24 protein-coding genes and 1 tRNA gene are annotated in these 25,218 nt (G+C 55.9%); 22 read left to right on the top strand and 3 right to left on the bottom strand.

Translation table 11 applies throughout. The annotated features are described in order from the left end of the window. Positions 1-12: 12 nt before the first annotated feature. The gene (locus C1N56_RS07800; protein WP_394517361.1) at positions 13-1,467 is read right to left on the bottom strand and encodes an AMP nucleosidase; all 1,455 of its coding nucleotides are present in this window, start codon (positions 1,465-1,467) and stop codon (positions 13-15) included. Between the two features lie 74 nt (positions 1,468-1,541). Here C1N56_RS07800 and C1N56_RS07805 point away from each other — a divergent pair, with 74 nt between their 5' ends. The 22 genes from C1N56_RS07805 to ybiX all read left to right on the top strand — a co-directional run bounded on the left by C1N56_RS07805 (position 1,542) and on the right by ybiX (position 24,125). Beyond that, the gene (locus C1N56_RS07805) at positions 1,542-1,703 is read left to right on the top strand and encodes a hypothetical protein (protein WP_155519940.1); all 162 of its coding nucleotides are present in this window, start codon (positions 1,542-1,544) and stop codon (positions 1,701-1,703) included. A 162-nt stretch (positions 1,704-1,865) separates the two neighbouring features. Then, positions 1,866-2,924 (top strand): branched-chain amino acid ABC transporter substrate-binding protein, encoded by a 1,059-nt coding sequence (locus C1N56_RS07810; RefSeq protein WP_021509821.1) that lies wholly within the window; start codon positions 1,866-1,868, stop codon positions 2,922-2,924. Positions 2,925-3,005: 81 nt separating this feature from the next. Then, positions 3,006-3,920, top strand: a complete 915-nt coding sequence (locus tag C1N56_RS07815) for an ABC transporter permease subunit (RefSeq protein ID WP_021509822.1) — start codon at positions 3,006-3,008, stop codon at positions 3,918-3,920. Positions 3,921-3,930: 10 nt separating this feature from the next. Continuing rightward, positions 3,931-5,214 carry a high-affinity branched-chain amino acid ABC transporter permease LivM gene (livM, locus tag C1N56_RS07820; protein ID WP_088516815.1) on the top strand — a complete coding sequence of 428 codons (1,284 nt, stop codon included), beginning with the start codon at positions 3,931-3,933 and terminating at the stop codon, positions 5,212-5,214. Beyond that, positions 5,207-6,082, top strand: a complete 876-nt coding sequence (locus C1N56_RS07825) for an ABC transporter ATP-binding protein (protein WP_021509824.1) — start codon at positions 5,207-5,209, stop codon at positions 6,080-6,082. The genes livM and C1N56_RS07825 overlap by 8 nt, the downstream gene beginning before the upstream one ends. Further along, positions 6,075-6,824, top strand: coding sequence for an ABC transporter ATP-binding protein (locus C1N56_RS07830; protein WP_125310045.1), 750 nt, complete (start codon positions 6,075-6,077; stop codon positions 6,822-6,824). The genes C1N56_RS07825 and C1N56_RS07830 overlap by 8 nt, the downstream gene beginning before the upstream one ends. 120 nt (positions 6,825-6,944) lie before the next feature. Then, the gene (locus C1N56_RS07835) at positions 6,945-8,366 is read left to right on the top strand and encodes an EmmdR/YeeO family multidrug/toxin efflux MATE transporter (protein WP_058781328.1); all 1,422 of its coding nucleotides are present in this window, start codon (positions 6,945-6,947) and stop codon (positions 8,364-8,366) included. 464 nt (positions 8,367-8,830) lie between these two features. Then, complete coding sequence (locus C1N56_RS07840; RefSeq protein WP_211725533.1) at positions 8,831-10,681, top strand: glycosyltransferase family 25 protein; 1,851 nt, start codon at positions 8,831-8,833, stop codon at positions 10,679-10,681. Further along, positions 10,671-11,450 carry an NTP transferase domain-containing protein gene (locus tag C1N56_RS07845; RefSeq protein WP_394517362.1) on the top strand — a complete coding sequence of 260 codons (780 nt, stop codon included), beginning with the start codon at positions 10,671-10,673 and terminating at the stop codon, positions 11,448-11,450. Before C1N56_RS07840 ends, C1N56_RS07845 begins: the two co-directional genes overlap by 11 nt. Next, positions 11,447-11,836 (top strand): ParB N-terminal domain-containing protein, encoded by a 390-nt coding sequence (locus C1N56_RS07850; RefSeq protein ID WP_058757367.1) that lies wholly within the window; start codon positions 11,447-11,449, stop codon positions 11,834-11,836. Before C1N56_RS07845 ends, C1N56_RS07850 begins: the two co-directional genes overlap by 4 nt. Beyond that, a complete protein-coding gene (locus C1N56_RS07855; protein WP_059012212.1) occupies positions 11,829-12,500 on the top strand; it encodes an NTP transferase domain-containing protein in 672 nt (223 codons plus the stop codon). Before C1N56_RS07850 ends, C1N56_RS07855 begins: the two co-directional genes overlap by 8 nt. Continuing rightward, a complete protein-coding gene (locus C1N56_RS07860; RefSeq protein ID WP_394517363.1) occupies positions 12,500-13,729 on the top strand; it encodes a DUF711 family protein in 1,230 nt (409 codons plus the stop codon). The genes C1N56_RS07855 and C1N56_RS07860 overlap by 1 nt, the downstream gene beginning before the upstream one ends. A 16-nt stretch (positions 13,730-13,745) precedes the next feature. Further along, complete coding sequence (locus tag C1N56_RS07865; RefSeq protein WP_394517364.1) at positions 13,746-14,450, top strand: class I SAM-dependent methyltransferase; 705 nt, start codon at positions 13,746-13,748, stop codon at positions 14,448-14,450. Further along, the gene (locus C1N56_RS07870; RefSeq protein WP_275028535.1) at positions 14,443-15,189 is read left to right on the top strand and encodes an aspartate/glutamate racemase family protein; all 747 of its coding nucleotides are present in this window, start codon (positions 14,443-14,445) and stop codon (positions 15,187-15,189) included. Before C1N56_RS07865 ends, C1N56_RS07870 begins: the two co-directional genes overlap by 8 nt. Positions 15,190-15,392: 203 nt before the next feature. Then, on the top strand, positions 15,393-15,845 hold the full coding sequence (locus tag C1N56_RS07875; protein WP_394517365.1) for a DUF6130 family protein: 453 nt from the start codon (positions 15,393-15,395) through the stop codon (positions 15,843-15,845). A 17-nt stretch (positions 15,846-15,862) separates the two neighbouring features. Continuing rightward, complete coding sequence (locus C1N56_RS07880; protein WP_141495279.1) at positions 15,863-16,858, top strand: alpha/beta fold hydrolase; 996 nt, start codon at positions 15,863-15,865, stop codon at positions 16,856-16,858. Positions 16,859-16,931: 73 nt separating this feature from the next. Further along, positions 16,932-17,672: a response regulator gene (locus C1N56_RS07885; protein ID WP_021509836.1), complete on the top strand. Its 741-nt coding sequence runs from the start codon at positions 16,932-16,934 to the stop codon at positions 17,670-17,672. Further along, positions 17,669-18,979 (top strand): sensor histidine kinase, encoded by a 1,311-nt coding sequence (locus C1N56_RS07890; RefSeq protein ID WP_127834284.1) that lies wholly within the window; start codon positions 17,669-17,671, stop codon positions 18,977-18,979. The genes C1N56_RS07885 and C1N56_RS07890 overlap by 4 nt, the downstream gene beginning before the upstream one ends. Before the next feature lie 136 nt (positions 18,980-19,115). After that, positions 19,116-20,306, top strand: a complete 1,191-nt coding sequence (locus tag C1N56_RS07895) for a cytochrome c biogenesis protein/redoxin (protein WP_104188843.1) — start codon at positions 19,116-19,118, stop codon at positions 20,304-20,306. 288 nt (positions 20,307-20,594) lie between these two features. Next, on the top strand, positions 20,595-20,762 hold the full coding sequence (locus C1N56_RS07900; protein WP_021313248.1) for a hypothetical protein: 168 nt from the start codon (positions 20,595-20,597) through the stop codon (positions 20,760-20,762). Positions 20,763-21,110: 348 nt separating this feature from the next. Next, entirely contained in the window at positions 21,111-23,396 is a 2,286-nt protein-coding gene (locus tag C1N56_RS07905) for a catecholate siderophore receptor Fiu (protein ID WP_394517366.1), read from the top strand. A 51-nt stretch (positions 23,397-23,447) separates the two neighbouring features. Then, positions 23,448-24,125 (top strand): PKHD-type hydroxylase YbiX, encoded by a 678-nt coding sequence (ybiX, locus tag C1N56_RS07910; RefSeq protein WP_394517367.1) that lies wholly within the window; start codon positions 23,448-23,450, stop codon positions 24,123-24,125. Positions 24,126-24,182: 57 nt separating this feature from the next. On the opposite strand, the gene C1N56_RS07915 is transcribed toward ybiX, so the two are convergent. Next, positions 24,183-24,258 (bottom strand) — tRNA-Asn (locus tag C1N56_RS07915). 103 nt (positions 24,259-24,361) lie between these two features. Further along, on the bottom strand, positions 24,362-25,138 hold the full coding sequence (gene mtfA / locus C1N56_RS07920; protein ID WP_394517368.1) for a DgsA anti-repressor MtfA: 777 nt from the start codon (positions 25,136-25,138) through the stop codon (positions 24,362-24,364). Between the last annotated feature and the right edge of the window lie 80 nt (positions 25,139-25,218).

The following is a 25,218-nucleotide window of genomic DNA, read 5'->3' on the forward strand; positions in this document are numbered from 1 at the left end:
GGAACAGCGGGTTTAGCGGAAGGGCGGTTCGTTGAAGGTGCGTAGTTTCCTGGAGTGCAGTTTGTCACCCTCGGCGCGCAGCAGCTCAACGGCGCAGATGCCAATCTGCAGATGTTCCGAGATGGCGCCCTCATAGAAACGGTTGGCCTGGCCGGGCAGTTTGATTTCACCGTGCAGCGGTTTATCCGAGACGCACAGCAGGGTGCCGTACGGTACGCGGAAACGATAGCCCTGTGCAGCAATGGTGGCGCTCTCCATATCCACCGCCACCGCGCGGCTCAGGTTGAAGCGTAACGCAGATGCGGAGTAGCGCAGCTCCCAGTTGCGGTCGTCTGTAGTGACGACCGTACCGGTACGCAGGCGCTGCTTCACCTCTTCGCCGGGCATACCGCTGACTGCTTTGGTGGCGTCGTACAGGGCACGCTGCACCTCCGCAATGCTCGGGATCGGGATATCCGGTGGTAATACGCTGTCCAGCACGTGGTCGTCACGCAGATAGGCGTGCGCCAGCACGTAATCGCCGATGCTCTGGCTTTCACGCAGGCCACCGCAGTGACCAATCATCAGCCACGCATGTGGGCGCACCACCGCGAGGTGGTCGCAGATGGTTTTGGCGTTCGACGGACCGACGCCAATATTTACCAGCGTGATGCCGCGACGATTGGGCGAGGTTAAATGCCAGGCGGGCATCTGATGCTTCTTCCACGCCAGATCCGACATCATCGCCGTTGGGTCCTGCGTTTCCGCCGTGATCACCACATCGCCGGCGCAGGCGAGACTGTCGTAAGGCGTGCTGGGGTCCTGCACCTGCTCAATCGCCCAGCGCACGAACTCATCGACGTAGCGCGTGTAGTTAGTGAACAGTACAAACGGCTGGAAGTGTTCTACCGCGGTGCCGGTGTAGTGACGCAGGCGCGCCAGGGAGAAATCGGTGCGCAGCGCGTCGAAATGCGACAGCGGGAACAGCGCGTCGGCGTTGAACAGACCATCAGCGGTTTCATCACCAATCTGCGACAGCTCGGTCGTCGGGAAATGGCGCGCAATACTGGCGCTCATGGAGCGGTCCAGTGACAGGTCGGAGCCATCAATCACATAGGGATAAGGGATTTCCTGCTCTGACGGGCCCACCTCAATCAGCACGTCGTACTCTTTTTCGATCATCTGCAGCTGTTCGCTGAGATAGTGACGCAGCAGCGCCGGGCGCGTGATGGTGGTGCTGTAGCGGCCGGTGTGGGTAAAACGTCCCCAGGCGCGGGTGCGATTTTGCTGCGGGCCTTCACCCTGCCAGGTGATGCGCAGCTCCGGATAGACAAACAGCCCCTGCTGGCGCAGTCCGGCGTCCGGCAGTGTGCCGCTGGCAGTGAACGTGCGAATGGCGTTGCGCAGCGCTTCAACCGCGTCGTCATACAGACGCTCCAGTTGATCCAGCGCCTGCTCAGTGGTCAATCCGTTCCGTTGCGTATTCATAGATTCTCCTTCAGCAATTTGGACCGATTTGACCAGAGCATAGCGGATAAACCTCTCATCACGATGAAGAATCTGTGATCGACCGCATTCTGCACCATCACGGTGCTGGTAGGCGGCAAAAGGCTGGCTATGTTTATCAGGTGCAGGGAGGCCACATCGCACGTTTTCCGCCCGGCTGCGATGCCGCTGCAAAAAAATTGTCACCGATTGTCTTCTCTGGCGAGCTTTTTGCTTAAATTTCAACCGTGGTCGCACAGACCACACTGCTCTCGAAGTGTTTCAGATTGATTTCTCCCAGGCCGTGGTATGGCTCCGTTCCTGACCCGTTGAGGATTGAAAGCATGTCTTTGAAATTCATAAAACACCCATTGAAGGTGGTGATGGCAGGTTGTTTAAGCATGGCGTTCTACGCGCAGGCTGACATAAAGATTGGCGTGGCCGGTCCGTTTACCGGACCGAATGCTACGTACGGTACACAATACTGGAAGGGCGCCAGCCAGGCTGCGGCGGACATTAACGCGGCGGGCGGCATAAACGGTGAAAAAATTGTGCTGGTGCAGGGCGATGACGCCTGCGAACCCAAGCAGGCGGTGGCCGTTGCCAACCGGCTGGTGGATCAGGACAAAGTGATGGCGGTGGTGGGCCATTTCTGCTCGTCCTCGACCATGCCAGCCTCAGAGGTGTATGACGAGGCGGGCGTACTGGCGATTACGCCCGGTTCAACTAATCCACAAATCACCGAGCGCGGCATGAAAACCCTGTTCCGAATGTGCGGGCGTGATGACCAGCAGGGGACAATTGCCGCTAACTATATTCTCGATACGCTGAAAGCGAAGAAAGTGGCGGTGATCCACGATAAAGATACTTACGGTCAGGGGCTGGCGGATGCCACCAAAGCGGCGCTGGAGAAACGCGGCGTGAAAGAAGTGCTGTATGAGGGGCTGTCGCGCGGTGAAAAAGACTTTAACGCGCTGGTCACCAAAATCGGCGCGGTGAAACCGGATGTGGTCTATTTCGGTGGCTGTCATCCGGAGGCGGGTCCGCTGGTGCGTCAGATGCGTGAGCAGGGCGTCAATGCGGCTTTCTTCTCCGGCGACTGCATCGTGACGGAAGAACTGGTGACTGCTGCCGGCGGTCCGCAGTTCACTAAAGGCGTGTACATGACCTTCGGCAATGACCCGCGCACCATCGCGGATGGCAAAGCGGTGATTGAAAAATTCCGCGCCAGCGGTTTTGAGCCGGAAGGGTATACGCTGTACGCCTACGCCTCCATTCAGGCTCTGGCCGCCGCCTACAAAGCAGCAGGTAAAGACAATGCCAAAGCCAGCGACTGGCTGAAGGCCAACAGCGTTGACACCGTGATGGGCAAGAAGGCATGGGACGAAAAAGGCGACCTGAAAGTCTCGGATTACGTGGTCTATCAGTGGGATGACAAAGGCAAATATCACCAGCTGTAATTCGCTCTGCGGCCCCGCGCGCAGCGGGGCCGTTCGCATCTGAGCGTGACCTGTGCACGCCTTCCACCTGCGAGAGACAATATGGACGCCTTCTTTATACAGCAGCTGATTAACGGCCTGACGCTGGGCGCGGTCTACGGGCTGATCGCCATCGGCTACACCATGGTTTACGGCATTATCGGCATGATCAACTTCGCCCACGGCGAGGTGTACATGATCTCTGCTTATCTGTGTGCGATCGGGCTGGCGCTGCTCAGTTACTTTGGCATTCACTCCTTTCCACTGCTGATCTTTGGCACGCTGTTGTTCACCATCGTGGTCACCGCCGCTTACGGCTGGGCCATTGAGCGCATTGCCTATCGTCCGCTGCGCAATTCCACCCGGCTGGCACCGCTGATCTCTGCCATTGGTATGTCGCTGATTCTGCAAAACTATGTGCAGCTCAGTCAGGGACCGAATCAGCAGGGCATTCCTACTCTGCTCAGCGGTGTGCTGCGTATGGAGATTGACGGCGGCGTGGTGCAAATCACCTGGACAAAAGTGTTTATCCTGGTGGCGGCGCTGTGCGGGATGGCGCTGCTGACCTGGATTATCCAGTACACCAAACTGGGCCGTATCTGCCGTGCGGTCCAGCAGGATCGGCGCATGGCGTCGATTCTCGGTATCAATACCGACCGGGTGATTTCGCTGGTGTTTGTCATCGGCGCGGCGATGGCCGGGCTGGCCGGGGTGCTGGTTACCATGAACTACGGCACGTTTGATTTCTACGCCGGCTTCATTATCGGCATCAAAGCCTTCACCGCGGCGGTGCTGGGGGGCATCGGTTCGCTGCCCGGTGCGATGCTGGGCGGTTTGCTACTGGGCGTGGCCGAGGCGCAGTTCGCCGGGCTGGTGAACTCTGATTACAAAGATGTGTTCTCGTTTTCGCTGCTGGTGGTGATTTTAATCTTCCGTCCGCAGGGACTGCTGGGCCGGCCGCTGGTCGCCAAAGTGTGAGGAAGCCAGAATGAATGCAATGACGCAAACCAGCGGCATCCGTCAGGTGCTGCTCGACACGCTGCTGGCCGGTGCTGTCGCGCTGGTGGTGTTCGGCCCGGTAGTGGGCGTGGTGCTCAGCGGCTACAGTTTTACGCTGTCGCCGCTGCGCGTGGCGCTGCTGGTGGCAGTGGTGATGGCAGGACGTTTGCTGCTGGGGCTGTTTCTGCATACCGCCGTGGGGCGCCGTTTTCTGCGCAAGTTTGAGGGCAACGATGACGGCGTATACGTGCGTGAACCCGGTTACCGCTCGCGCCTGCGCTGGATAATACCGCTGCTGCTGGTTGTGGCTCTGGCGTTTCCGTTTCTCTCCAGCAAGTATCTGCTGACGGTGGCGATTCTCGGGCTAATCTACGTGCTGCTGGGACTCGGGCTCAATATCGTGGTCGGCCTCGCCGGGCTGCTCGATCTGGGCTACGTGGCATTTTACGCCATTGGTGCCTACGGGCTGGCGCTGGGCTATCAGTATCTCGGGCTGGGTTTCTGGAGCATGATCCCCATCGCTGCGCTGCTGGCGGCATTGGCCGGTGCGCTGCTCGGCTTTCCGGTGCTGCGCATGCACGGTGACTATCTGGCTATCGTCACGCTCGGCTTCGGTGAAATTATCCGGCTGGTGCTGAATAACTGGCTGTCGTTCACCGGGGGCCCGAACGGCGTCTCGGTGCCGTCACCGACCTTTCTCGGCCTTGAATTCGCCCGCCGGGCAAAAGAGGGCGGCATACCGTACCACCAGTTTTTGCATCTCGATTACAACCCCAACATGAAGTTCATCTTTATTTACGTGGTGCTGGTGCTGGTAGTGCTGCTGGTGCTGTTTATCAAGCACCGGCTGACGCGCATGCCGATTGGCCGGGCGTGGGAAGCGTTGCGTGAAGATGAAATCGCCTGTCGCGCCATGGGGCTGAATCACGTGCTGGTGAAGCTGTCGGCCTTTATGCTCGGAGCCTCAACCGCCGGTATTGCCGGGGTATTTTTCGCCAGCTATCAGGGGTTCGTTAATCCCACCTCGTTTACCTTTTTTGAGTCCGCGCTGATTCTGGCCATCGTGGTGCTGGGCGGGATGGGCTCGACGCTCGGCGTGGTGCTGGCCGCGTTTGTGCTGACGGTGGCGCCCGAGCTGCTGCGCAGCTTTGCCGAGTACCGCGTGCTGCTGTTTGGCATGTTGATGGTGCTGATGATGATCTGGCGTCCGCGCGGCCTGGTGCGCACCGCACGCGTCGGTGTGCCGCTGAGAAAAGGAGTACGCCATGAGTGATGCCATCCTGCAGGTTGATAACCTGATGATGCGCTTTGGCGGCATCAAAGCGCTGAATGATGTCAGCCTGCGCGTGGAGCGCGGCTCGGTCACCGCGCTGATTGGCCCCAACGGCGCGGGCAAAACCACGGTATTTAACTGCCTGACGGGATTTTATCGCGCCAGCGGCGGGCGCATTGTGCTCAATGCCCATCAGCGCAGCACCGATGTGATCCAGGTGCTGGGCCAGAAGATTCAGCCGGGTGACTGGCTGCGGCCGGCGCGGCTGGGCTCGCGTATCTGGTACAAGATGTTTGGCGGCGCACATCTGGTCAACCGCGCCGGTCTGGCGCGCACCTTTCAGAACATCCGCCTGTTTCGCGAGATGTCGGTGGTGGAGAACCTGCTGGTGGCGCAGCATATGCAGGTCAACCGTCAGCTGCTGGCCGGCATTCTCAATACCCGCGGCTATCGGGCAGCGGAGAGTCGCGCGCTCGATCGCGCTTTTTACTGGCTGGAGCGCGTTGATCTGGTCAGCAGCGCCAACCGGCTGGCCGGTACGCTCTCTTACGGCCAGCAGCGCCGGCTGGAGATTGCGCGCGCCATGTGCACCCGGCCGGAACTGATCTGCCTGGATGAGCCCGCAGCGGGACTCAATCCGGTCGAAACCGAGGCGCTGAGCCAGATTCTGCATCAGCTGCGCGCCGATCACCGCATCAGCGTGCTGTTGATTGAACACGATATGCCGATGGTGATGCGCATTTCCGATCACATCGTCGTACTGGATCACGGTGACGTGATCGCCCAGGGCACGCCGCAGCAGATTCGACACGATGCGAAGGTGATCGCCGCTTATCTCGGCGCGGAAGAGGAGAGCGAGCATGGCTGAAGCAATGCTGGCGTTTGAACAGGTGGATGTGTTTTACGGCCCGGTGCAGGCGCTGAAGCAGGTGTCGCTGACCGTGGCGGAAGGGGAAACCGTGGCGCTGATTGGGGCCAACGGTGCGGGAAAATCCACGCTGCTGATGTCGATTTTTGGTCAGCCGCGCATTGCCAGCGGTGAAATTCGCCTTCGCGGAGAAGCCATCAGCCAGCGGTCGACCCATTTTATCGCCGCCAGCGGTATTGCCCAGGCGCCGGAAGGACGGCGCATCTTTCCGGATATGACGGTGGAAGAGAATCTGCTGATGGGCACCATCGCCATCGGCGAGCGCCACATGAAGCAGGATAAAGAACGCATGTATACGCTGTTTCCACGCCTGCTGGAGCGGCGGAAACAGCGGGCAATGACGCTCTCCGGCGGCGAGCAGCAAATGCTGGCGATCGCCCGCGCGCTGATGAGCCGGCCGCGTCTGCTGCTGCTGGATGAACCCAGCCTCGGGCTGGCCCCGCTGGTGGTAAAGCAGATTTTCAGCATCCTGCGCGAGCTGACGCAGCAGGGCATGACGCTGTTTCTGGTGGAGCAGAACGCGCGCCACGCGCTGCAACTGGCGGATCGCGGTTATGTAATGGTCAATGGCGAAATTCGTCTGAGCGGCAGCGGCAGCGAACTGTTGCACAACGAAGAGGTGCGCAGCGCCTATCTGGGCGGCAGCGTCGGCGCGGGCGGGGAGTCAGCAAAAAGTTTGTAATAATGATTAAATGGTGACGGGAAACACTTTGCATAATCGTTAGCAGCCTATCATCATTATTACTCTACTTCTTAACCAAAGTGATTTGGTACTCCCTTGCAAAATCCTGGCGTAGCAGTAATGCGGGCGATCAGAAACACGGCGTGGTATCCCAAACGCCGTGCTTATCGCACGCTGTTGTGGCGTGAAATCACCCCACTGGCGGTGCCCATCTTTATTGAGAACCTGTGCGTGATGCTGATGGGGGTTCTCAGTACTTTTCTGGTGAGCTGGCTGGGCAAAGAGGCGATGGCAGGCGTTGGGCTGGCCGACAGCTTCAACATGGTGATCATTTCCTTTTTTGCCGCCATCGATCTCGGTACCACGGTGGTGGTGGCGTTCAGCCTGGCCAAACGCAACGGCAAGCGTGCGCGTGCGGCGACGCGGCAGTCGCTGGGATTGATGACGGTGCTGGCGTTTGTGCTGGTCATCGCCATCGAGTTCTGGGGACATCTGATCGTGGATGTGATCGCCGGTAACGCCGAGCCGCAGGTCAAAGAGCTGGCGCTCAGCTATCTGCAAACCTCCGCGTGGAGCTACCCGGCAGCGGCGATTGCGCTGATAGGCAGCGGCGCGTTGCGTGGTGCCGGCAACACTAAAATTCCGATGCTGATCAACGGCGGCATGAATATCCTGAATATCATCATCAGTAGCGTGCTGATCTACGGTGCGCTCGGCTGGGAAGGGATGGGATTTGTCGGTGCCGGGCTGGGATTAACCATTTCACGCTATATCGGCGCGGCGGCGGCCATTTACGTGCTGTATCGCGGCATCAGTCCGGCGCTGAAAATCACGCTGGCCAGCTATTTCCGCCGCTGGGATCGCAACATCCTGATGGAAGTGCTGGGGATTGGCGTACCGGCCAGTATCGAATCGGTGTTGTTTAACGGCGGTAAACTGCTGACGCAGATTTTTGTCGCTGGCATGGGCACCAATGAAATCGCCGGTAATTTTATTGCCTTCTCCATCGCCACGCTAATCAACCTGCCGGGCAACGCGCTGGGGTCGGCGTCGACCATTATCACCGGCAGGCGCTTAGGGAAAAATCAGGTGATGCAGGCGGAGCGGCAGATCAAGCACGTATTCTGGCTGGCGATGATTGGGCTATGTACGCTGGCGTTTATCACCGTGCCGCTGGCGGGCACGCTGGCGCGATTCTACACCCGCGATCCGCAGGTGATTGAGGTAACCAAACACCTGATCTGGCTGAATGCCGCCTTTATGCCTATCTGGACCGCCTCCTGGGTGCTGCCGGCCGGGCTAAAAGGCGCGCGCGACGCACGGTACACCATGTATGTATCGATGTTCAGTATGTGGGGCGCGCGCGTGGTGGCCGGTTATCTGCTCGGCATTGTGCTGGGCATGGGGGTGATTGGCGTCTGGCTCGGCATGTTCCTCGACTGGACGGTGCGCGGTATCTGTTTCTGGTGGCGTTTGACCAGCGGCAAATGGCTGAACAATTACCGCAAAATGCTCGCGAAGAGCAGTGGCCCACAGGGCTGAGGAATCACCACAAAAAGACAGGCACAGGGTTTTGTGATCGGGTTATTGCGCCAGCAAAATAAGATCGCACCCTATGCCTGCCATACCCGGCCCTGCCTCAATCCGCACGGCTATTTTCGGACTGACCGCTGCCTTTCCGCTGGCAACCTAACTCAGCGCTTTCGTGAATTCGAACGTGATGCGACAACTGTGCACTTTGCCACGCATACGCAGGCGGGCCGGGCAATACAGTACACAAAGCTTGCCTTCGTCGTGGCGGTTATACATCCAGCTACGATGATTCAGCGCGAGTGAAACGATCGATGGCTGTAACGCTGGCGCAGCCCGAACAAGCTGCCGGCACCGGCTCGTTACCCTGCTGATCCCTTGCCAGTAAACCTAAAAAATTTTTTTATTTTCCTTAAGAATCGTCTTTATTGCGCCGTCCTGAAAATGAGAGCTTTCTTAGTGCGATGGGTGTAGAGATGATGGCAGTCAACTGGCAGACGATAGATAAGGTTGTATACATCAACCTGAACAAACGCAAGGATCGCAGGGTACGTATCGCTCGTCAATTAAAAGCAATTGGCGTACCACGTGAAAAGATTGTCCGTTTTGAGGCTATTGAAGAAGCGCCAGGCTATATCGGCTGTATTAAATCACATATTCTCGTGCTGCAAATGGCTCAGCAAAACGGCTGGAAAAATGTATTGATTCTGGAAGACGATATGGTTTTCCATGATGATATTCAGACCAAACAGCGAATTGATCTATTTCTCTCCTCTTTACAGCAGATCAACTGGCATGTCGCGCTGCTCGCTGCCAACTATGATAACGTCGTGCCGTTAAAAAGTGTGGATTATATTGTTAAGCCGCAATATGCATGGTGCGCTTGCGCTTACATTGTGAACGGTGATTACTACTCCACTCTCATTGATAATTATGCAGAAAGCTTGCAGGGGTTACTGGCGGGTGGCGTTCCTCAGTGCTGGGCTTTAGATGTACGCTGGAATAGTTTGATAAAACGTGACCGCTGGTTGGGTATCTTTCCCAATGCGGGCTATCAGGCCGCTGATAAAAGTGATATCGAAAACCAACCTGTTGATTATCGAGCGCATTTCGCTAAAAAATTAGAAGAAATAGTGTGGCCAGCCTATCAACCTGGCGAAGAAAAGATAAAAGTGGATATCTTTTTCCAGTGGGCCCCCGGCTGGACTAACTTTGAGTCGGTATATCGCGCTATGCAGGCCAAACCGCATTTCGATTGCCAGATTATCCTTGCGCCCTATTTCAGTCGGGGCGCAAAAGCACCGGATTACACTGCACAGCGTGATTTATTAAATGATAAGGGTATCCGGTATACCGAGTATCACGAGTATGAGATTACGGCGCGTAAGCCGCATGTGGTTTTTTTACAAAATCCTTATGATGATGCACGTCCCAATGAACTGCAAAGTTTGACGCTTAATCGACGCAATATTTCTATCGCCTATATTCCTTATGGGTTAGATATGGGTGATGGCGAGAGAAACCGTGTTTATCAGTACAATCTTCCCTGTCAAAATGTTGCCAGGTGGGTATTCGTTCGCTCTCAGCGGCATAAAGATGAGTTTGCTAAATATTGCGGAAATGGCAATCAACACGTCTATGTTAGCGGACATCCAAAGCTTGATAACTATACATCACGCTTTGGCGCCCAGGCGGATGGAAAAGTTAATAAAGACAAGCCAACGCTATTATGGGCACCGCATTTCGTCATGCCTGATGATGAAAAGATGTGGTCTACATTTAATTTATATACACAGGCAATGCTCGATATCATCAAACGTGATGACGTTAATTTGATTATTCGGCCACATCCGCTTTTTAAACAATTTCTGGATATTCGTATAGAGCGCGGAACACACAGCGAAACTGCTCACAACTGGCAAATGCTGCGCGAATACTCTCATCTCAAATCACATGTGGAGTGGGATTTTTCTGCAGATTATCGCTACGCCTTTTCACAATCAGATGCGCTGATGGCAGATGCAGGATCGTTTTTGCTGGAGTATTTACCTTCGCGTAAGCCAATCCTTTTCCTGACTCATAAAAACTGCCTCGGTATTAACAGTAGCGCTGAATTTATTTATGACGCTTATGACGTTGCGAATGAATCCGCAGATATTAAAACTTTCGTTGATAATCTTGTTTCAGGCAAGGATCCCATGCGTGATAAGCGACTGCAGGTTTTACGTGATGAACTTCATATGCCAGAGCAGGGCGCAGGCAGTGAGATTGTAAAAATCATTGAAAAAACCCTTATGCCCGCTGGAGTTCATCACAATGTCTTCTAAACGCGCCGCAATATTACTGGTTGCTGGTCAGGGAACGAGAATGGGGCATCTGACCCTGAATTACCCTAAATGCTTGCTGCCGGTCGGTGAAATCACCGTGCTGGATACGTTGCTGACTGAGCTGTTAAAATGCGGCGAGCGTGAAATTGTACTGGTTACCGGTCATCAGTCATCAGTTGTAGAACGCTGGATTAAAGATAATTATGCTGATGCTAATATTAAGTTAGCGCACAATGATAATTATAAAAATGATGTCAACATATTATCCGTTGAAAAAGGTGTCAGCGCGCTTAATCATCCTGAATATGGCTATACAATTATTGAAACGGATGTTCTGCTGGATCCACGTGTATGGCCGCGGTTAATGCAAGCTGAAATGGGCAGTGACAGTTTTTGGCTCACCCATGGTTATTACAACGCTTGCCTTACTGGCGGTATTGTCGAAGCCAGTAAAGCTGAACCTGCTATAAAGAAAATTGCCTATGTGCCCGATTACGACTCCGCGTTTGATGGCTGGATGAAAATGGTCGGCTTGCTAAGTGTCTCTCCGGAACAGGTGGAAAACGATCGACGCCTGCGGCAGACGTTTTTACAGCAAAGCACCCAGCAATATTACATGGCCCCCTGGATTGTACACCGCTCTTGCTTACCCTGCCGTGCTGTAGATATTACGGATTTGTTTGCAAGATCTTTCAACGAAGAAGTCGATTACCGGCAGGCGGTTGCGGATTATCATTTATTATTAGAAAATTTTGAGGCACTAAAATGAATGTAGAGTTTTTTGAACCACAAAAATTGCGTCATATTGAAAAATTCAGTTCACGTCGCGTTGAATGGTTGCGTAATAAAATTATTCAGGAAGGCGTATGGGTAAAACCTCTGGCGCTTGATCTACACCATAATCTGGTACTGGACGGCCAGCACCGTATGGAAGTCGCGCTCAGTCTGGGACTAAAAAGAGTGCCGGTCGTACGATTTGATTACGCCTCGGTGCCCTTAAGATCGTTGCGCGAAAATCATCAATTTGACTGGCAGGAAGTGGCGAGGCGTGCATTAATCAATGACATCTACCCTTATAAAACGGTAAAGCATGATTTCGTTGTACCCATGCCGGTATGTCAATTTTCGCTGCAGGAGTTAGGCTATCATGGTTGAAAATGCCATCATTCTGGCCGCCGGCAGAAGCCTGCAACTGGACGGTAAAAATAAAGTTTTAATTCGCCATCCCAAAACGCGGAAAACGATTCTCGACTATGCTATTGATGCCTTTCATGGGAAAAAAATCACCGTAGTGATTGGCTTTGGTGCGTTACAGATTATGGAGTCCTACCCCGATCTGAATTACGTTATCAATGACAACTGGGCAACGACTAATAATGCAATGAGTCTGGGATTGGCCCTGAATCAGATTAATAGCCCCACGTACGTTGTCTCGGGAGATATGTTTTTTTCTCCTCAGCTTATCAATGAAATGGATCACGCTGAGGGAAATCTCGTTTTGACTCACCAGCGGCATAATCGCATGCTGACCTCCATTCATTGTGACGTTAATCGCCAGGGCATCGTGGAGGAGACGTATCTGGGACCGATACGCGCCGCAGAGCACCCTGAGGCTATGGGTCTGTTTAAAGTCAGTGATATGGCACTCCTGAGTCAGTGGCATAAGCAATGCCTGCGTTATGGTAATTTGTATGCCGCCCAAACGTTACCGTGTCAGAAAACGACAGCACTCTACGCTCACGACCTGGGGGAGCATGCATTTAATGAAATTAATACGCTGGCAGATTACTGGCGTCTGATGCAGGAGGATCACGGTTAATGATACGAGCTATTACGCTGGGCTTGCCTTACTCCGCTATTTCCGACGGGCATTCTGAGTCACGTTTACATCACTTTCGCACGTTAGTGATTGATAAACTCCAGTCTCGTCGCTGGCCACTGCGAACATTACGTTTAACCCTGCCACCATTGAATGATCGTGATGAAGATGAGATTTATACCCTGCCAGCACGAATAAATTCAATCAATGCGTTGGCTGAAAGACTTGATATTCGTTGGTTTTGCTTACCGCTGGACTTAACGCATGGCGATAATTACCGCGGACGGTTAGATGCCGCGTTTGCTTTACTCTTCAGGCAACCGCGTATGTTTCTGAATCTGATGGTAGCCGATGAGCAGGGTATAAATATTCGAGCCAGCCATGACGTTGCCCGTTTCATGTTGCAGGTAGCACATCGCAGTAATAATGGCTTTGATAATTTCCGCCTCGGTGCCTCATTGCGTTGTCCGCCAAATGCCCCGTTTTTTCCGTTTTCCCGGCATGAAGGTGAGACACTGAAGTTTAGTTTTGCCCTCGAAACTACCGATATTGCTTTGGAATTGAGTGAGCAGGTGCGGGAAGGCAACATGCTGCTGGCGGACTTTGCTGACCAGTTTATTCTTCGACTCTGCGCACGCTTACGCAAAATTGATGCATTCGGTCATGAGCTGGCGTCTGATTCAGGGCTTGAGTATGCCGGTCTGGATGCCTCGCTGGCGCCTTTTCCGGATGGCAGTATTTCTGTCGGCAGGTTAGTTGAAAATCTTGGTGCGCGTCCTGGTGGCGTTCAGGGATCACTCTTTATAACCAGTATTCTGACGAATGCGATTAAAAGCGCAGTCGCAATCAGTGGTGCTCGCGCAACGGGTTTCAATGGCGTCATGTTCTCAGTACTGGAAGATGATGCCCTGGCGAGTACCAATAATCGTCGTGCATTAAGCATTGATACGCTTAATGCATGGTCAACTGTTTGTGGTTGTGGATTAGATATGCTCCCGGTGCCAGGTTCGACACTGCCTGAAGATATTGCCGCGATTATTCTTGATACGGCTGCACTCGCGGTGCGGTTAACGAAACCGCTCGGTGTACGTTTATTACCTATTCCTGGCGGAGAGGTAAATGAATTTACACGCTTTAATTATGACTTTCTCTGCAATAGCCGCATTATGAATGTCGCGAAAAGTGATGTTGATTTTTCTGCTGATAATGAACGCTGGACGTATCGCTAAAATCAGGCTTAATGAAATGTTAGATGCAAAAAAAGTGAAGGATTTTTGGGATCGCCGACCCGATAATTACAATAAGTTATCGTTTGAAAGTTTAGCAAATCTGGAAAACGATCCAAAATTTCTCGATATTAAAATTCGCACAGAGATGGAAAAAGTTTTTGCCTGGTTGCCTGACCTGACAGGGAAAACGCTACTTGATCTCGGCGCCGGGGTCGGGCAGTGGGCTTTTCGCTTTCAGCATAAGGGCGCAAAAAAAATCACCGCTGTAGAGTTTTCAGCTGCAATGATTGAAGTGGGTAAGCTTGAAGCCAGAAAACGCAATATTGAAAATATCGATTTCATTCTTTCATCTGCCGAGAGTTATTGTAGCTCAGAGCAGTACGATGTCATTTTCATATCTGGCCTGATGATCTACCTTAATGATGAGCAAGCTGAAAAATTGTTAAGTAATCTGCGTACTTACAGTAAATCAGAAAGCACTATATTATTGCGTGATGGTACGGGGGTCGGTGAAAGGTTCGAAATCAATAACCGCTATTCTGCGAATCTGCAAGCAGAGTATTCGGCTACATATCGAACTGCTGAGCAATACGAAGACCTATTTGCGCGGCATGGTTTCAGCTTAAGCAGGAGTGAAAATATGTTCCCTGAAGGTCATATGCTTAATAAGTATCCTGAAACCCGATTACGTCTTTATCACTTTGAGCAAAAAAATGGTTAATATCTCACCTCTCTATGACGATGTTAGCTGGCCGGCAGATGAAGGTGTTTTAGGCGTCGTAGGCGTAGCCCCCTGGGCAACACTGGATTTTTGCCAGCAGCTGTATGGCCTGGTTCAGGCAGATAAAGAGTGGCAATATCCGCGACTTATTATTGATAATAATAGTAAAATTCCCAGCCGCGGGCGTCATTTGCAACTGGGTGAACGTGATCCTTCTCCGTGGATCCACGCAACTATTACAGAACTCGCTGCTGCGGGTGCGACGGTTGCCGTTGTGCCTTGTAATACCGCTCATCTCCTTTGGTCGCGCTGGAGCAAGGACGCAGCTATTCCGGTTATTAATATTATTGATGCCACACTTGAGCATATTGCGCCTCAGGGCAAGCGGGTCGTTGTGCTCGGTTCGCAAATGTTGTACCAGAGCAGGCTGTATCAGGATGCGCTTACGCAACAGCACGCCGAGATCGTCAATGTCGCTGCATCCACCCAACAGCTTTTGACACGCTGCATTAACGAGATAAAAGCCACAAAAAGCGTGTCTGAACTATCAATGCGGCAGTTAGCGGACGCCGTAAATAGCTGGAAGCAACAGGGCGCTACGCACATTATTCTGGCTTGCACAGAGTTGAGTTTGTTAAAACACAGCGCGATCTGGCAGGAAATGACGTTAATTGATTCGAGCGAAGCTCTCGCGCGTGCCGCTTTGCGCGCCATATCATTTCGCCGCCTGCGTAATTAAGGCGGACGAATTATTTCAACGTCGAAGGGCCGCTTAACTCATTAATTTTCCCGCCCCCGGGCGGGGTAAACATCAATTTGTATCACACTGTATCTCCCGCCACACAGCACACACGCCGTTGCATAACCCGCCAGTCTGTACATATCCGCTATACATCGCCGTGGTCTTCTGTACGCATCAACTGAATGCATGGAGATACCACGATGTTAACCCGACTGTTTATTTCAATGTTACTGATGGGCGCCTCTGCGACCTGCGCCTGGGCGGAGCGACTGAGCGCTGCTGACGTGCTCGGCCCGGCGGCCGTGGCGTCACTGGATCATCCCCAGCCGCCTGCGCGATTAATTGTCGATGCGCCGCTGGCCGGACCGCTGCGCAAGGGCGCGGTGTTTATCCAGTACCGGGCAGAAAACCTGCGCATCGAGCCCGTGTTTGGCCAGGAAGCGCTGAAAATCACGCCGCGCATCGGCCACATTCACGTCATCGTGGATGACAACCCGTGGCACTGGGCGGACACCAGCGGTGAGCCGGTGATTCTGGTCGGTCTGCCTGTCGGGCCGCACAAGGTCACCCTTATTCTTGCCGATCCCACGCATAAACCGATCGACAGCAAAACCATCACCTTTAACGTGCCCGTACAGATTGCACCGCACTGATGACCCGGAGATAAATCATGAAAACACTGTTACGTCAGACTCTGTTGGCAACGCTGGTTCTCACGGCGGCAGGCACCGCGTTTGCCGCCACCCCGGCCTCACACGATTACGCCGCTGACTTCAGCCACGTTCAGCAGATCAATGCGGGCGTGCTGAATACAGGCTATGTGGACATCGGTCCGCGTGATGGTCAGGCGGTGATCCTGCTGCACGGCTGGCCGTACGATATCCAGAGCTATGCTCAGGTGGCACCGGCGCTGGCGGCAAAAGGGTATCGGGTGATCGTGCCGTATCTGCGCGGCTTCGGCAGCACGCGCTTCCTGTCGGATAAAACGCCGCGTAACGGCCAGCCTTCGGCAATGGCAGCGGACGTCGTGGCGCTGATGGATGCGCTCAATATCAAACAGGCCGTGCTGGGCGGCTTTGACTGGGGCGCACGTACGGCGGACATCGTCGCGGCGCTATGGCCGGAACGGGTAAAATCGCTGGTGTCGGTCAGCGGCTATCTGATCAGTAGCCAGCAGCTGGGTAAAAAACCGCTGCCGCCACAGGCCGAACAGCAGTGGTGGTATCAGTTCTATTTCGCCACTGATCGCGGTCAGCAGGGGTATGCCGCCCATACCCATGACTTTGCGAAACTGATCTGGCAGCAGGCATCGCCCGGCTGGAAATTCAGCGATGCCACCTTTAACCAGAGCGCCAAAGCGCTGGATAATCCGGATCAGGTGGCGATCACTATCAGCAACTACCGCTGGCGCCTGGGCCTGGAAAAAGGCGAGCAAAAATATGCCGCTTATGAGAAAACATTAGCCACATTACCGGCAATTCGCGTCCCCACCATCACCATCGAAGGGGATAATAACGGGGCGCCGCACCCGGCACCGGAGACGTACCGTACCAGGTTCAGCGCCAGGTACCAGCATCGCACCTTCACGGGCAATATCGGACACAATCCGCCAGCGGAAGCCCCGCAGGCGTTTGTGCAAGCCGTTGAGGATGCGGCCGCACTGTAGCGGAGTAATTCACGACCCGGACCGGCCATCGCGTGCCGGTCTTTTTTGCATAAGTGGCTGACAGGAGGCTGTTTTGGAGCACGTTGATCACATTCTGGTGGTGGATGATGACCGGGATATCCGCGAACTGATAACCGACTATCTGATTAAGTCCGGTTACCGCGCCACCGGTGCGGCCAATGGCCGCGAAATGCGCGCCGTGCTGAGCAGCAGCCTGGTGGATCTGGTGGTGCTGGATATCATGATGCCGGGTGACGATGGCCTGACGCTGTGCCGTCAGCTGCGCAGCGATCCCCGGCAGAACCTGCCGGTACTGATGCTTACTGCCCGCAGCGAAGAGACCGATCGCATTCTCGGGCTGGAGATGGGGGCGGATGATTACCTGATCAAACCCTTTGTGGCACGTGAGCTGCTGGCGCGCATCAAAGCGATCCTGCGCCGTACCCGGGCGCTGCCGCCGAATTTACATATTACCGGGGCCGGCCGCATCATTGCCTTTGGCGAGTGGCAGCTGGATACCTCCGCGCGCCATCTGCTGGACAGCGACGGCGTGATTGTGGCGCTGAGTGGCGCAGAGTACCGCCTGCTGCGCGTGTTTCTCGACCATCCGCAGCGCGTGCTGAATCGCGATCAGCTGCTCAACCTGACGCAGGGCCGCGACGCGGAGCTGTTTGAGCGCTCGATCGATCTGCTGGTTAGCCGGCTGCGCCAGCGGTTACGCGAAGATGCCCGTGAACCGGCCTACATCAAAACGGTACGCAGCGAAGGTTACGTACTGGCGAGCACGGTGGTGATCAAAGAGGCGCATCAATGAGGCTATGGCCGCGATCGCTGCTGTCACGCCTGCTGATTATCGTGTTGGGCGGGCTGCTGCTGGCAAATACTCTCACGCTGGCAAGCCTGCTGATTGAACGCATGAGCAGCGCTAAAAGCGTGATGCTGGGCAACCTGGAGTACGATGTGGCGACCAGCGTGGCAATCCTCGATCGTCTGCCGGCGGACGAGCGTCCGGGCTGGCTGGCGAAGCTGGCGCGCGGCAACTATCGCTACAGTCTGTCGCCGGGCGAAGCGGGGCCGTATCCCTCCAGCTGGCGCACGCGCGACGCGGTACGCTCACTGCAGGAGACACTTGGCGGGCGCTATCAGATGAGCATTCATGCGATTCCGGGGCCGCGGGAGCATATTCAGGTGCATCTGACACTGCATGACGGCGCGCCGCTCACGCTCGATCTCTGGCCGCGCATGCCGGCGATTGCGCGCTGGCTGCCGCTGGTGCTGATGGGGCAGCTCCTGCTGCTGCTGTGCTGCGCGTGGCTGGCGGTGCGGCAGGTGGTGCGACCGTTTGTGCGCTTTACCCAGGCGGTTGATGCGCTCAAACCGGCCGCCAGCCACGCACAGCTGATGGCAGAGAACGGCCCGGATGAAGTGCAGCAGGCGGCGCGTGCGTTTAACGCTATGCAGCTGCGGATTCAGGATCACCTCAAAGCGCGTGCGCAAATCCTCGCGGCCATCTCCCACGATCTGCAAACCCCGATCACGCGCATGAAGCTGCGGGTGGAGATGGCGGAGCAGCCTGAGCTGCGCGACAAACTGCTGAGCGATCTCGATAACATGAGCCGCCTGGTGCGCGAGGGCATCGCCTATGCACGCTCATCGGAAGTGCTGGAGGAGAAGCGCCAGAGCGTCAGCCTCAACGCGCTGCTGGATAGCGTAGTCTGTGACTATCAGGATGTCGGTAAAGCGGTGAACTTTGTGCCGTGCACAGGCCATGACACCTTCGCCGTGCGGCCTCAGGCACTCCGGCGCATCATGACCAACCTGATCGACAATGCGCTCAAGTTTGGCGGCGAAGCGGAGGTTGAACTCTGTTCGCCCCAGGGTGACAGCGTGGAGATTCGGGTGCGTGATAACGGGCCTGGCATCCCGGAGGAGGCGTTACAGGCGGTGCTGGAGCCCTTCTACCGCGTGGAGAGTTCACGCAATCGCCACACCGGCGGGACCGGGCTCGGCCTGGCGATCGCCACCCAGCTGGTGAGCCAGATGGCGGGCAGCCTGCAATTGCGTAACCGGGCAGCTGGCGGGCTGGAAGCGTGCATCATCCTGCAGCAGCAGGATGTGTAACCTGATGTATCTGCCTGCCCGCTACACACATAACCCGACAAAACGGCGTTCCCGCGACACAGCCTGAACACATGCGGTGGATGTAATAGACGTACTGCCGGACGCGCAGACGTTTATCCACCGTATGAGGTTCTTTATGACACTGCTTATCGCTTTTCTTGCCGGGATGCTGACGCTGCTCAGCCCCTGTACCTTACCGATTATTCCTTTTGTATTTGCCAGCGTACGCGGCCGTCGCGGACAGCTGCTGGCGCTGCTGAGTGGCATGGTCCTGATGTTCACGCTGGTGGCGCTGCTGGTATCGCTTACCAGCCACTGGGTCAGTCAGGTCACCAGCATTGGTCGCGACCTGGCGCTGTTGTTCCTGGCGATAGTCGCACTGACGTTAATCTCCACGCGCATCGCCCAACGCGTTACCCGGCCGTTTGTCGCGCTGGGTAATCGCCTCAACGATGCCAGCCAGCGGCGAAGCGGGGTGCTCGCCGCGCTGCTGGCGGGCCTGGCAACCGGTCTGCTGTGGTCGCCCTGTGCCGGACCGGTGCTGGGCGCGATCCTCAGCCTGGCCGTCGTGGGCGATCATCCCCTGTCGGTTGGCGTGTTGCTGCTGGCGTATGGCAGCGGTGCCGCGCTGATGCTGGCGCTGCTCTATTTCGCCGGACGATCGCTGGTGGCGCGACTGCGTCCGGGGCTGGCGATGAGTGCGCGGCTGCGTCAGGCGGCGGGCGTGCTGATGCTCGCCTCGGTGGGCGTGATTGTTACCGGCTCACAGAGCCAGCTGCAGGCAGCGCCCGCTTTTGCCCTGAACCTGGAGCAGCAGCTGAGCCAGTGGCTGACCACGCCGGCACCCAAAGTACGCCTGGAGCCGGTTAGCCAGCCGCAAACCAGCAGCGCGTTGCCGTCGCTGGAGGGGGGCACAGCGTGGCTGAACGGGGCGCCGGTGACGCCTGCCACGTTAAAGGGCAAAGTGGTACTGGTCGATTTCTGGACCTGGGATTGCATTAACTGCCAGCATACGCTGCCATACGTGCGCGACTGGGCCAGTAAGTACCAACGTGACGGGCTGGTCGTTGTGGGGGTGCACACGCCGGAGTACCCGTGGGAGCGGGATGAAAAGGCGCTGAAGCGCGCGATTACGCGCTGGCAGCTGCCCTACACCGTAGTGGCGGATAACCACTACAGCATCTGGAACCGTTTTGGTAATCAGTACTGGCCCGCGCACTACATCTTTGATGCACACGGACAGCTGCGCTACACCGCGTTTGGTGAAGGCAACTATGAAGAGCAGGAGAGGGTGATTCAGCAGTTGCTGAAAGAGGCGCGTGCATGACAGCTCAGGCGGTCCGCCCGGGCCGCCACTGCTTCTCATTTAGGTTGTGGTTCGCGGGGGATGACGTTGAAAGCCGGGGGTTTCACAGGGACTATCAGGTAAACAGCGTGCGGCATTGCCGGGGACCTCCCAGCCCGTAAGGTCACCCTGCAGAGTGACCGTCATGGCGCAGCCACCCTTATCACCCCGATATGCAAAATGCAGTAATCCTACGCATAACTTGTCGTTTGGTTCCGCGTCCAGGCTGGGGTTTACTGTCAGCGTTAACCTTTTTTGGAGAAGCTGACAATGAAGAAGATCCTGCAGCAGTGGCTGGCGCGTCTGGCAGCCAGCAAAGCCGCCACCCCTGACGGGCGCGAATTCGACCCCGGTGAGCATATCGATCTGCTGATCCCGATCAGCCAGCTGTACGGCGTGGAGTTTCATCCTTCCGTGTATCGCTACTATGAACGATAACCGCCGCCACCAGCGCATGCGCTATTGCTACTGGAATGAACTGTGCACGCCAGACTAAAAACCCGCTCACGCCGAGCGGGTTTTTTTATGCTGTTTACCCGCCTGATGAAAAAATTGCCGTAACCTCCCGCCGGTTTGTTCAATTGTATTGATTTCGTAATTTTAACGTAAAGAAAAGTATTCCCAAGCGGCAGCGCGCGTGTAAGAATATAAAGGTAAATGATAACCATTGGCGTTATCATTTAGGTGTTGTCTGGGAAAACCGTGTTGATTCAGTGCTATGCCTGAATGGCTGGTGCGGTTAAGACAATAAGTGCGTTAATAACGATAAGAAACTCACCTTTTAACATGGATAAAAATCGCCAGCTGCCGTTTGGTAGCTTCAATTCGCTGACCCTGTTCACCGGGCTTTGTATTGGTATTTCGCCGGCTGCGGCGCTGGGGGCCGATAACTCCGGCAAAAAATCTGATGATACGCTGGTGGTTGAAGCGCGCACGCCGTCGCTGTACGCGCCAAATGCCTCGGCCGATCCCAAATTTACCCGTCCGCTGGCGGATACCACCCGCACCTTGACGGTGATTCCGGATCAGGTCATTAAAGATCAGGGCGTCACCAATCTGACCGACGCGCTGAAAAACGTGCCGGGCGTCGGGGCGTTTTATGCCGGGGAAAACGGCAGCTCAACCACCGGCGATGCGGTGTACATGCGCGGTGTCGATACCTCCAACAGCATTTACGTGGATGGTATTCGCGACATCGCCAGCGTCACGCGTGACACCTTCAACACGCAGCAGGTGGAAGTGATCAAAGGGCCTTCCGGCACCGATTATGGTCGCAGCGCGCCATCCGGCTCGATCAATATGATCAGCAAACAACCGCGGCTGGATACCGGGCTTGACGCGTCAGTCAGCGCCGGCAGCGCGTGGATGCGCCGCGGCACGCTCGATTACAACCAGGCAATCAACGACAATGCGGCGTTTCGCCTTAACCTGATGGGTGAGAAAACCCATGATGCGGCGCGTGACCACATCCAGAACGAGCGTTATGGCGTCGCGCCTTCGCTGGCGCTGGGGCTGGACACCGCAACGCGGCTGTACGTCAACTATTTACACGTCCACCAGAACAACACACCGGACGGCGGTATTCCGACCGTTGGCCTGCCCGGCTATTCGGCACCGTCTGCCGCGTATGCTGCGCTGAACAATTCCGGCAAGGTCGCCACCAGCAACTACTACGGCACCGATTCTGATTTCGACAAATCGACTACCGACAGTGCCACGCTGCGCTTTGAACACGATTTGAGCGATAACACCACGCTGCGCAACACCACGCGCTGGTCGCGGGTGAAGCAGGAGTATCTGCTGACGGCGGTGATGGGCGGAGCCAGTAACATTACTGCACCCAACCCGAACGATGTTGGCAGCTGGCGCTGGTCGCGCCTGGCAAACACCAAAGATATCAGCAACCGTATTCTCACCAACCAGACCAATATCACCTCGAGATTTGCCACCGGTTCCGTCGGGCATGATGTGAGTGCGGGCGTAGAGTTCACGCGTGAAAACCAGACCACCTATGGCGTTAACGCGCTGACCCCACCTGCGGTGAATATCTACCATCCCATCAGCAGCATTTCGATTGGCGGTCTGGACCGCAACGGTGCGAACGCTAACGGGCAGACTGACACGTTTGGCATCTATGCATTTGATACGCTGGCGATTACCCCTGACTTTGAGCTGAACGGCGGCATTCGTCTCGACAACTATCACACCGAGTACGACAGCGCGACGGCCTGTGGCGGCACCGGACGCGGCGCGCTGGCTTGTCCGGCGGGTGTGGCGCGCAATACGCCGGTGACCACGGTGGATACGGCAAAATCCGGCAATCTGGTGAACTGGAAAGCGGGGGCGCTCTATCGTCTGACCGAACAGGGCAACCTGTATGTGAACTACGCCATCTCCCAGCAGCCGCCGGGTGGCAGCAGCTTCGCGCTGGCGGCGGGTGGCAGCGGCAACAGCGCCAACCGTACCGATTTTAAACCGCAGAAGGCCAAATCCAGCGAGGTAGGGACAAAGTGGCAGGTGCTGGACAAGCGGCTGCTGCTGAACGCCGCACTGTTCCGCACCGACATCGAAAATGAGGTCGATGCCAACGATGACGGCACTTACTCGCAAACCGGCAAGAAGCGCGTGGAAGGCTATGAACTCTCAGCAACCGGCAACATAACGCCAGACTGGGAAATCATTGCCGGTTACACCATGCAGCACGCGTCGGTGCGTGAAGGCGCAAGCGTGGCGCAGGATGGCTCATCTGCGCTGGCCTATACGCCGAAGCACGCCTTCACGTTGTGGACCAACTATCAGGCTACTGATGCATTGTCGGTGGGCGCGGGCGCACGTTACGTTGGCAGCCTGCGTCGCGGCAGCGATGGGGCCGTGGGCACGCCGGATCACACCGAAGGCTACTGGGTGGCTGACGCGAAGCTCGGGTATAAGGTCAACAACAACCTCGACCTGCAGCTCAACGTGTATAACCTGTTTGATACCAACTATGTGGCATCGATCAACAAGAGTGGTTATCGCTATCATCCGGGCGAGCCGCGTACCTTCCTGTTGACGGCTAACGTGCATTTCTGATGGTCAACCGTGGGGCGTTCGCGCTCCACGCTTAATGGCGAGAACTCCGCAATGATGTATCACATTCCTGCCGTGCTTAACGCTGAACAGCTGGCGCACTTTACCGCACAGCTGCAGCAGGCTGACTGGGTTGACGGACGGGCGACGGTCGGCAGCCAGGGCGCGACCGTAAAAAATAACCAGCAGATTGACACCAGCACGCCACTTTACGATCGGCTGCAGGCTGCAGTGCTTCAGGCACTGAATAGCCATCCGCTCTTCTTTGCCGCCGCGCTGCCGCGCACGCTTTCTGCGCCGCTGTTCAACCGTTATCAGCAGGGGGAAACCTACGGTTTTCACGTGGATGGTGCGGTACGCCACAATGGCGCGGCCGGCTGGATGCGTACCGATCTCTCCGCCACGCTGTTTCTGTGTGAACCCGACAGCTATGAGGGCGGGGAACTGGTGATCGAGGATACTTACGGTCAGCACCGCGTAAAACTGCCGGCGGGCGACCTGGTGCTTTATCCCTCCAGCAGCCTGCACTGCGTCACGCCGGTCACGCGCGGCGCGCGGGTCGCCTCGTTTTTATGGATTCAGTCGATGGTGCGCGATGATAAGCAACGCGCGATGCTGTTTGAACTGGACCGCAACATTCAAAGCCTGAAAGCGCGCCACGGTGACAGCGAAGAACTGCTGTCGCTGCTGAATATGTACCACAACCTGCTGCGCGGCTGGACGGAGGTTTAGCCGTCACGCAATAACAAAAAGCCCGCTCAGGTTTCCCTGAGCGGGCTTCTTTAAATCTGGCTCCTCTGACTGGACTCGAACCAGTGACATACGGATTAACAGTCCGCCGTTCTACCGACTGAACTACAGAGGAATCGTTGGAACGAGGCGAATATTAATGGCAGCCCCTGTGGGTGTCAACCGCTAAAAACACATTTGTATTCAACTGGCTAGCAAAGCGGCAAAGCGATCGTGATTTAAGCAGATTCCGATGCCTGCTGCGCCAGACGCGCCAGCGGATCCTGATGGTAAAACTGCTGCAGGTGGCGATACATGGCCGGAAAACGGCTGGCGAGCAGGTCCGGGGCGCTGAAAAAGTACTCCGACAGCACGGCAAAACATTCCGCCGGATCGCTGGCGGCATAAGGATCGAGGGTCGCGGCCTGTTCACCCACCAGATCCACTTCCGCTTCAATCTCGGCCATCGCCTGCAGTAAATCTTTCTCCCAGCTGGCCACATCGCGCAGCGCGATGGCCGGGATGCCGCTGGTGTAACCGCTGCCGCGCGCGTCGAGCTTGTGCGCTACTTCGTGGATCACCAGGTTGTAACCAGAGAGATCGTACGAGTCCTGGATGTCCAGCGCGTTCAGCACCACCGGTCCCTGCGTCCAGCTCTGGCCGGCATGCACGGCCGGCGCGTGGTGCACCAGGCCGCTGTCGTCCTCCCAGCGATCGTCAACGCTGAACGGCTCCGGGTAGATCAGCACTTCGTGGAAGCCGTCGAGCCATTCCAGACCCAGCTTTAATACCGGCAGGCAAAACAGCAACGACAGGCGAGCCAGACGCAGTTCGCTGAGTTCCAGACCCTGCAGCGGAGTGATTTTTTTCTGCAGCAGGAAGCGTTGCGCCAGCGCTACCAGCGCCTGCTGTTCGTCGCTGTTCAGCAGAGAAAAGATCGGCTGCCCCAGCGCCTGTTGCCAGGGCAGGGCAGTCACGGCAGCATCTTTTTGTGCACGCCACGGCCATTTGATCATTGCGTCACTCACTCTGCAGGGCGGAAATCATATCCTGACGCGGCAGACGATAAATTGCCAGCGTGGAATCAAAGCCGCTT

This window comes from Pantoea sp. SGAir0175, from assembly GCF_043547855.1.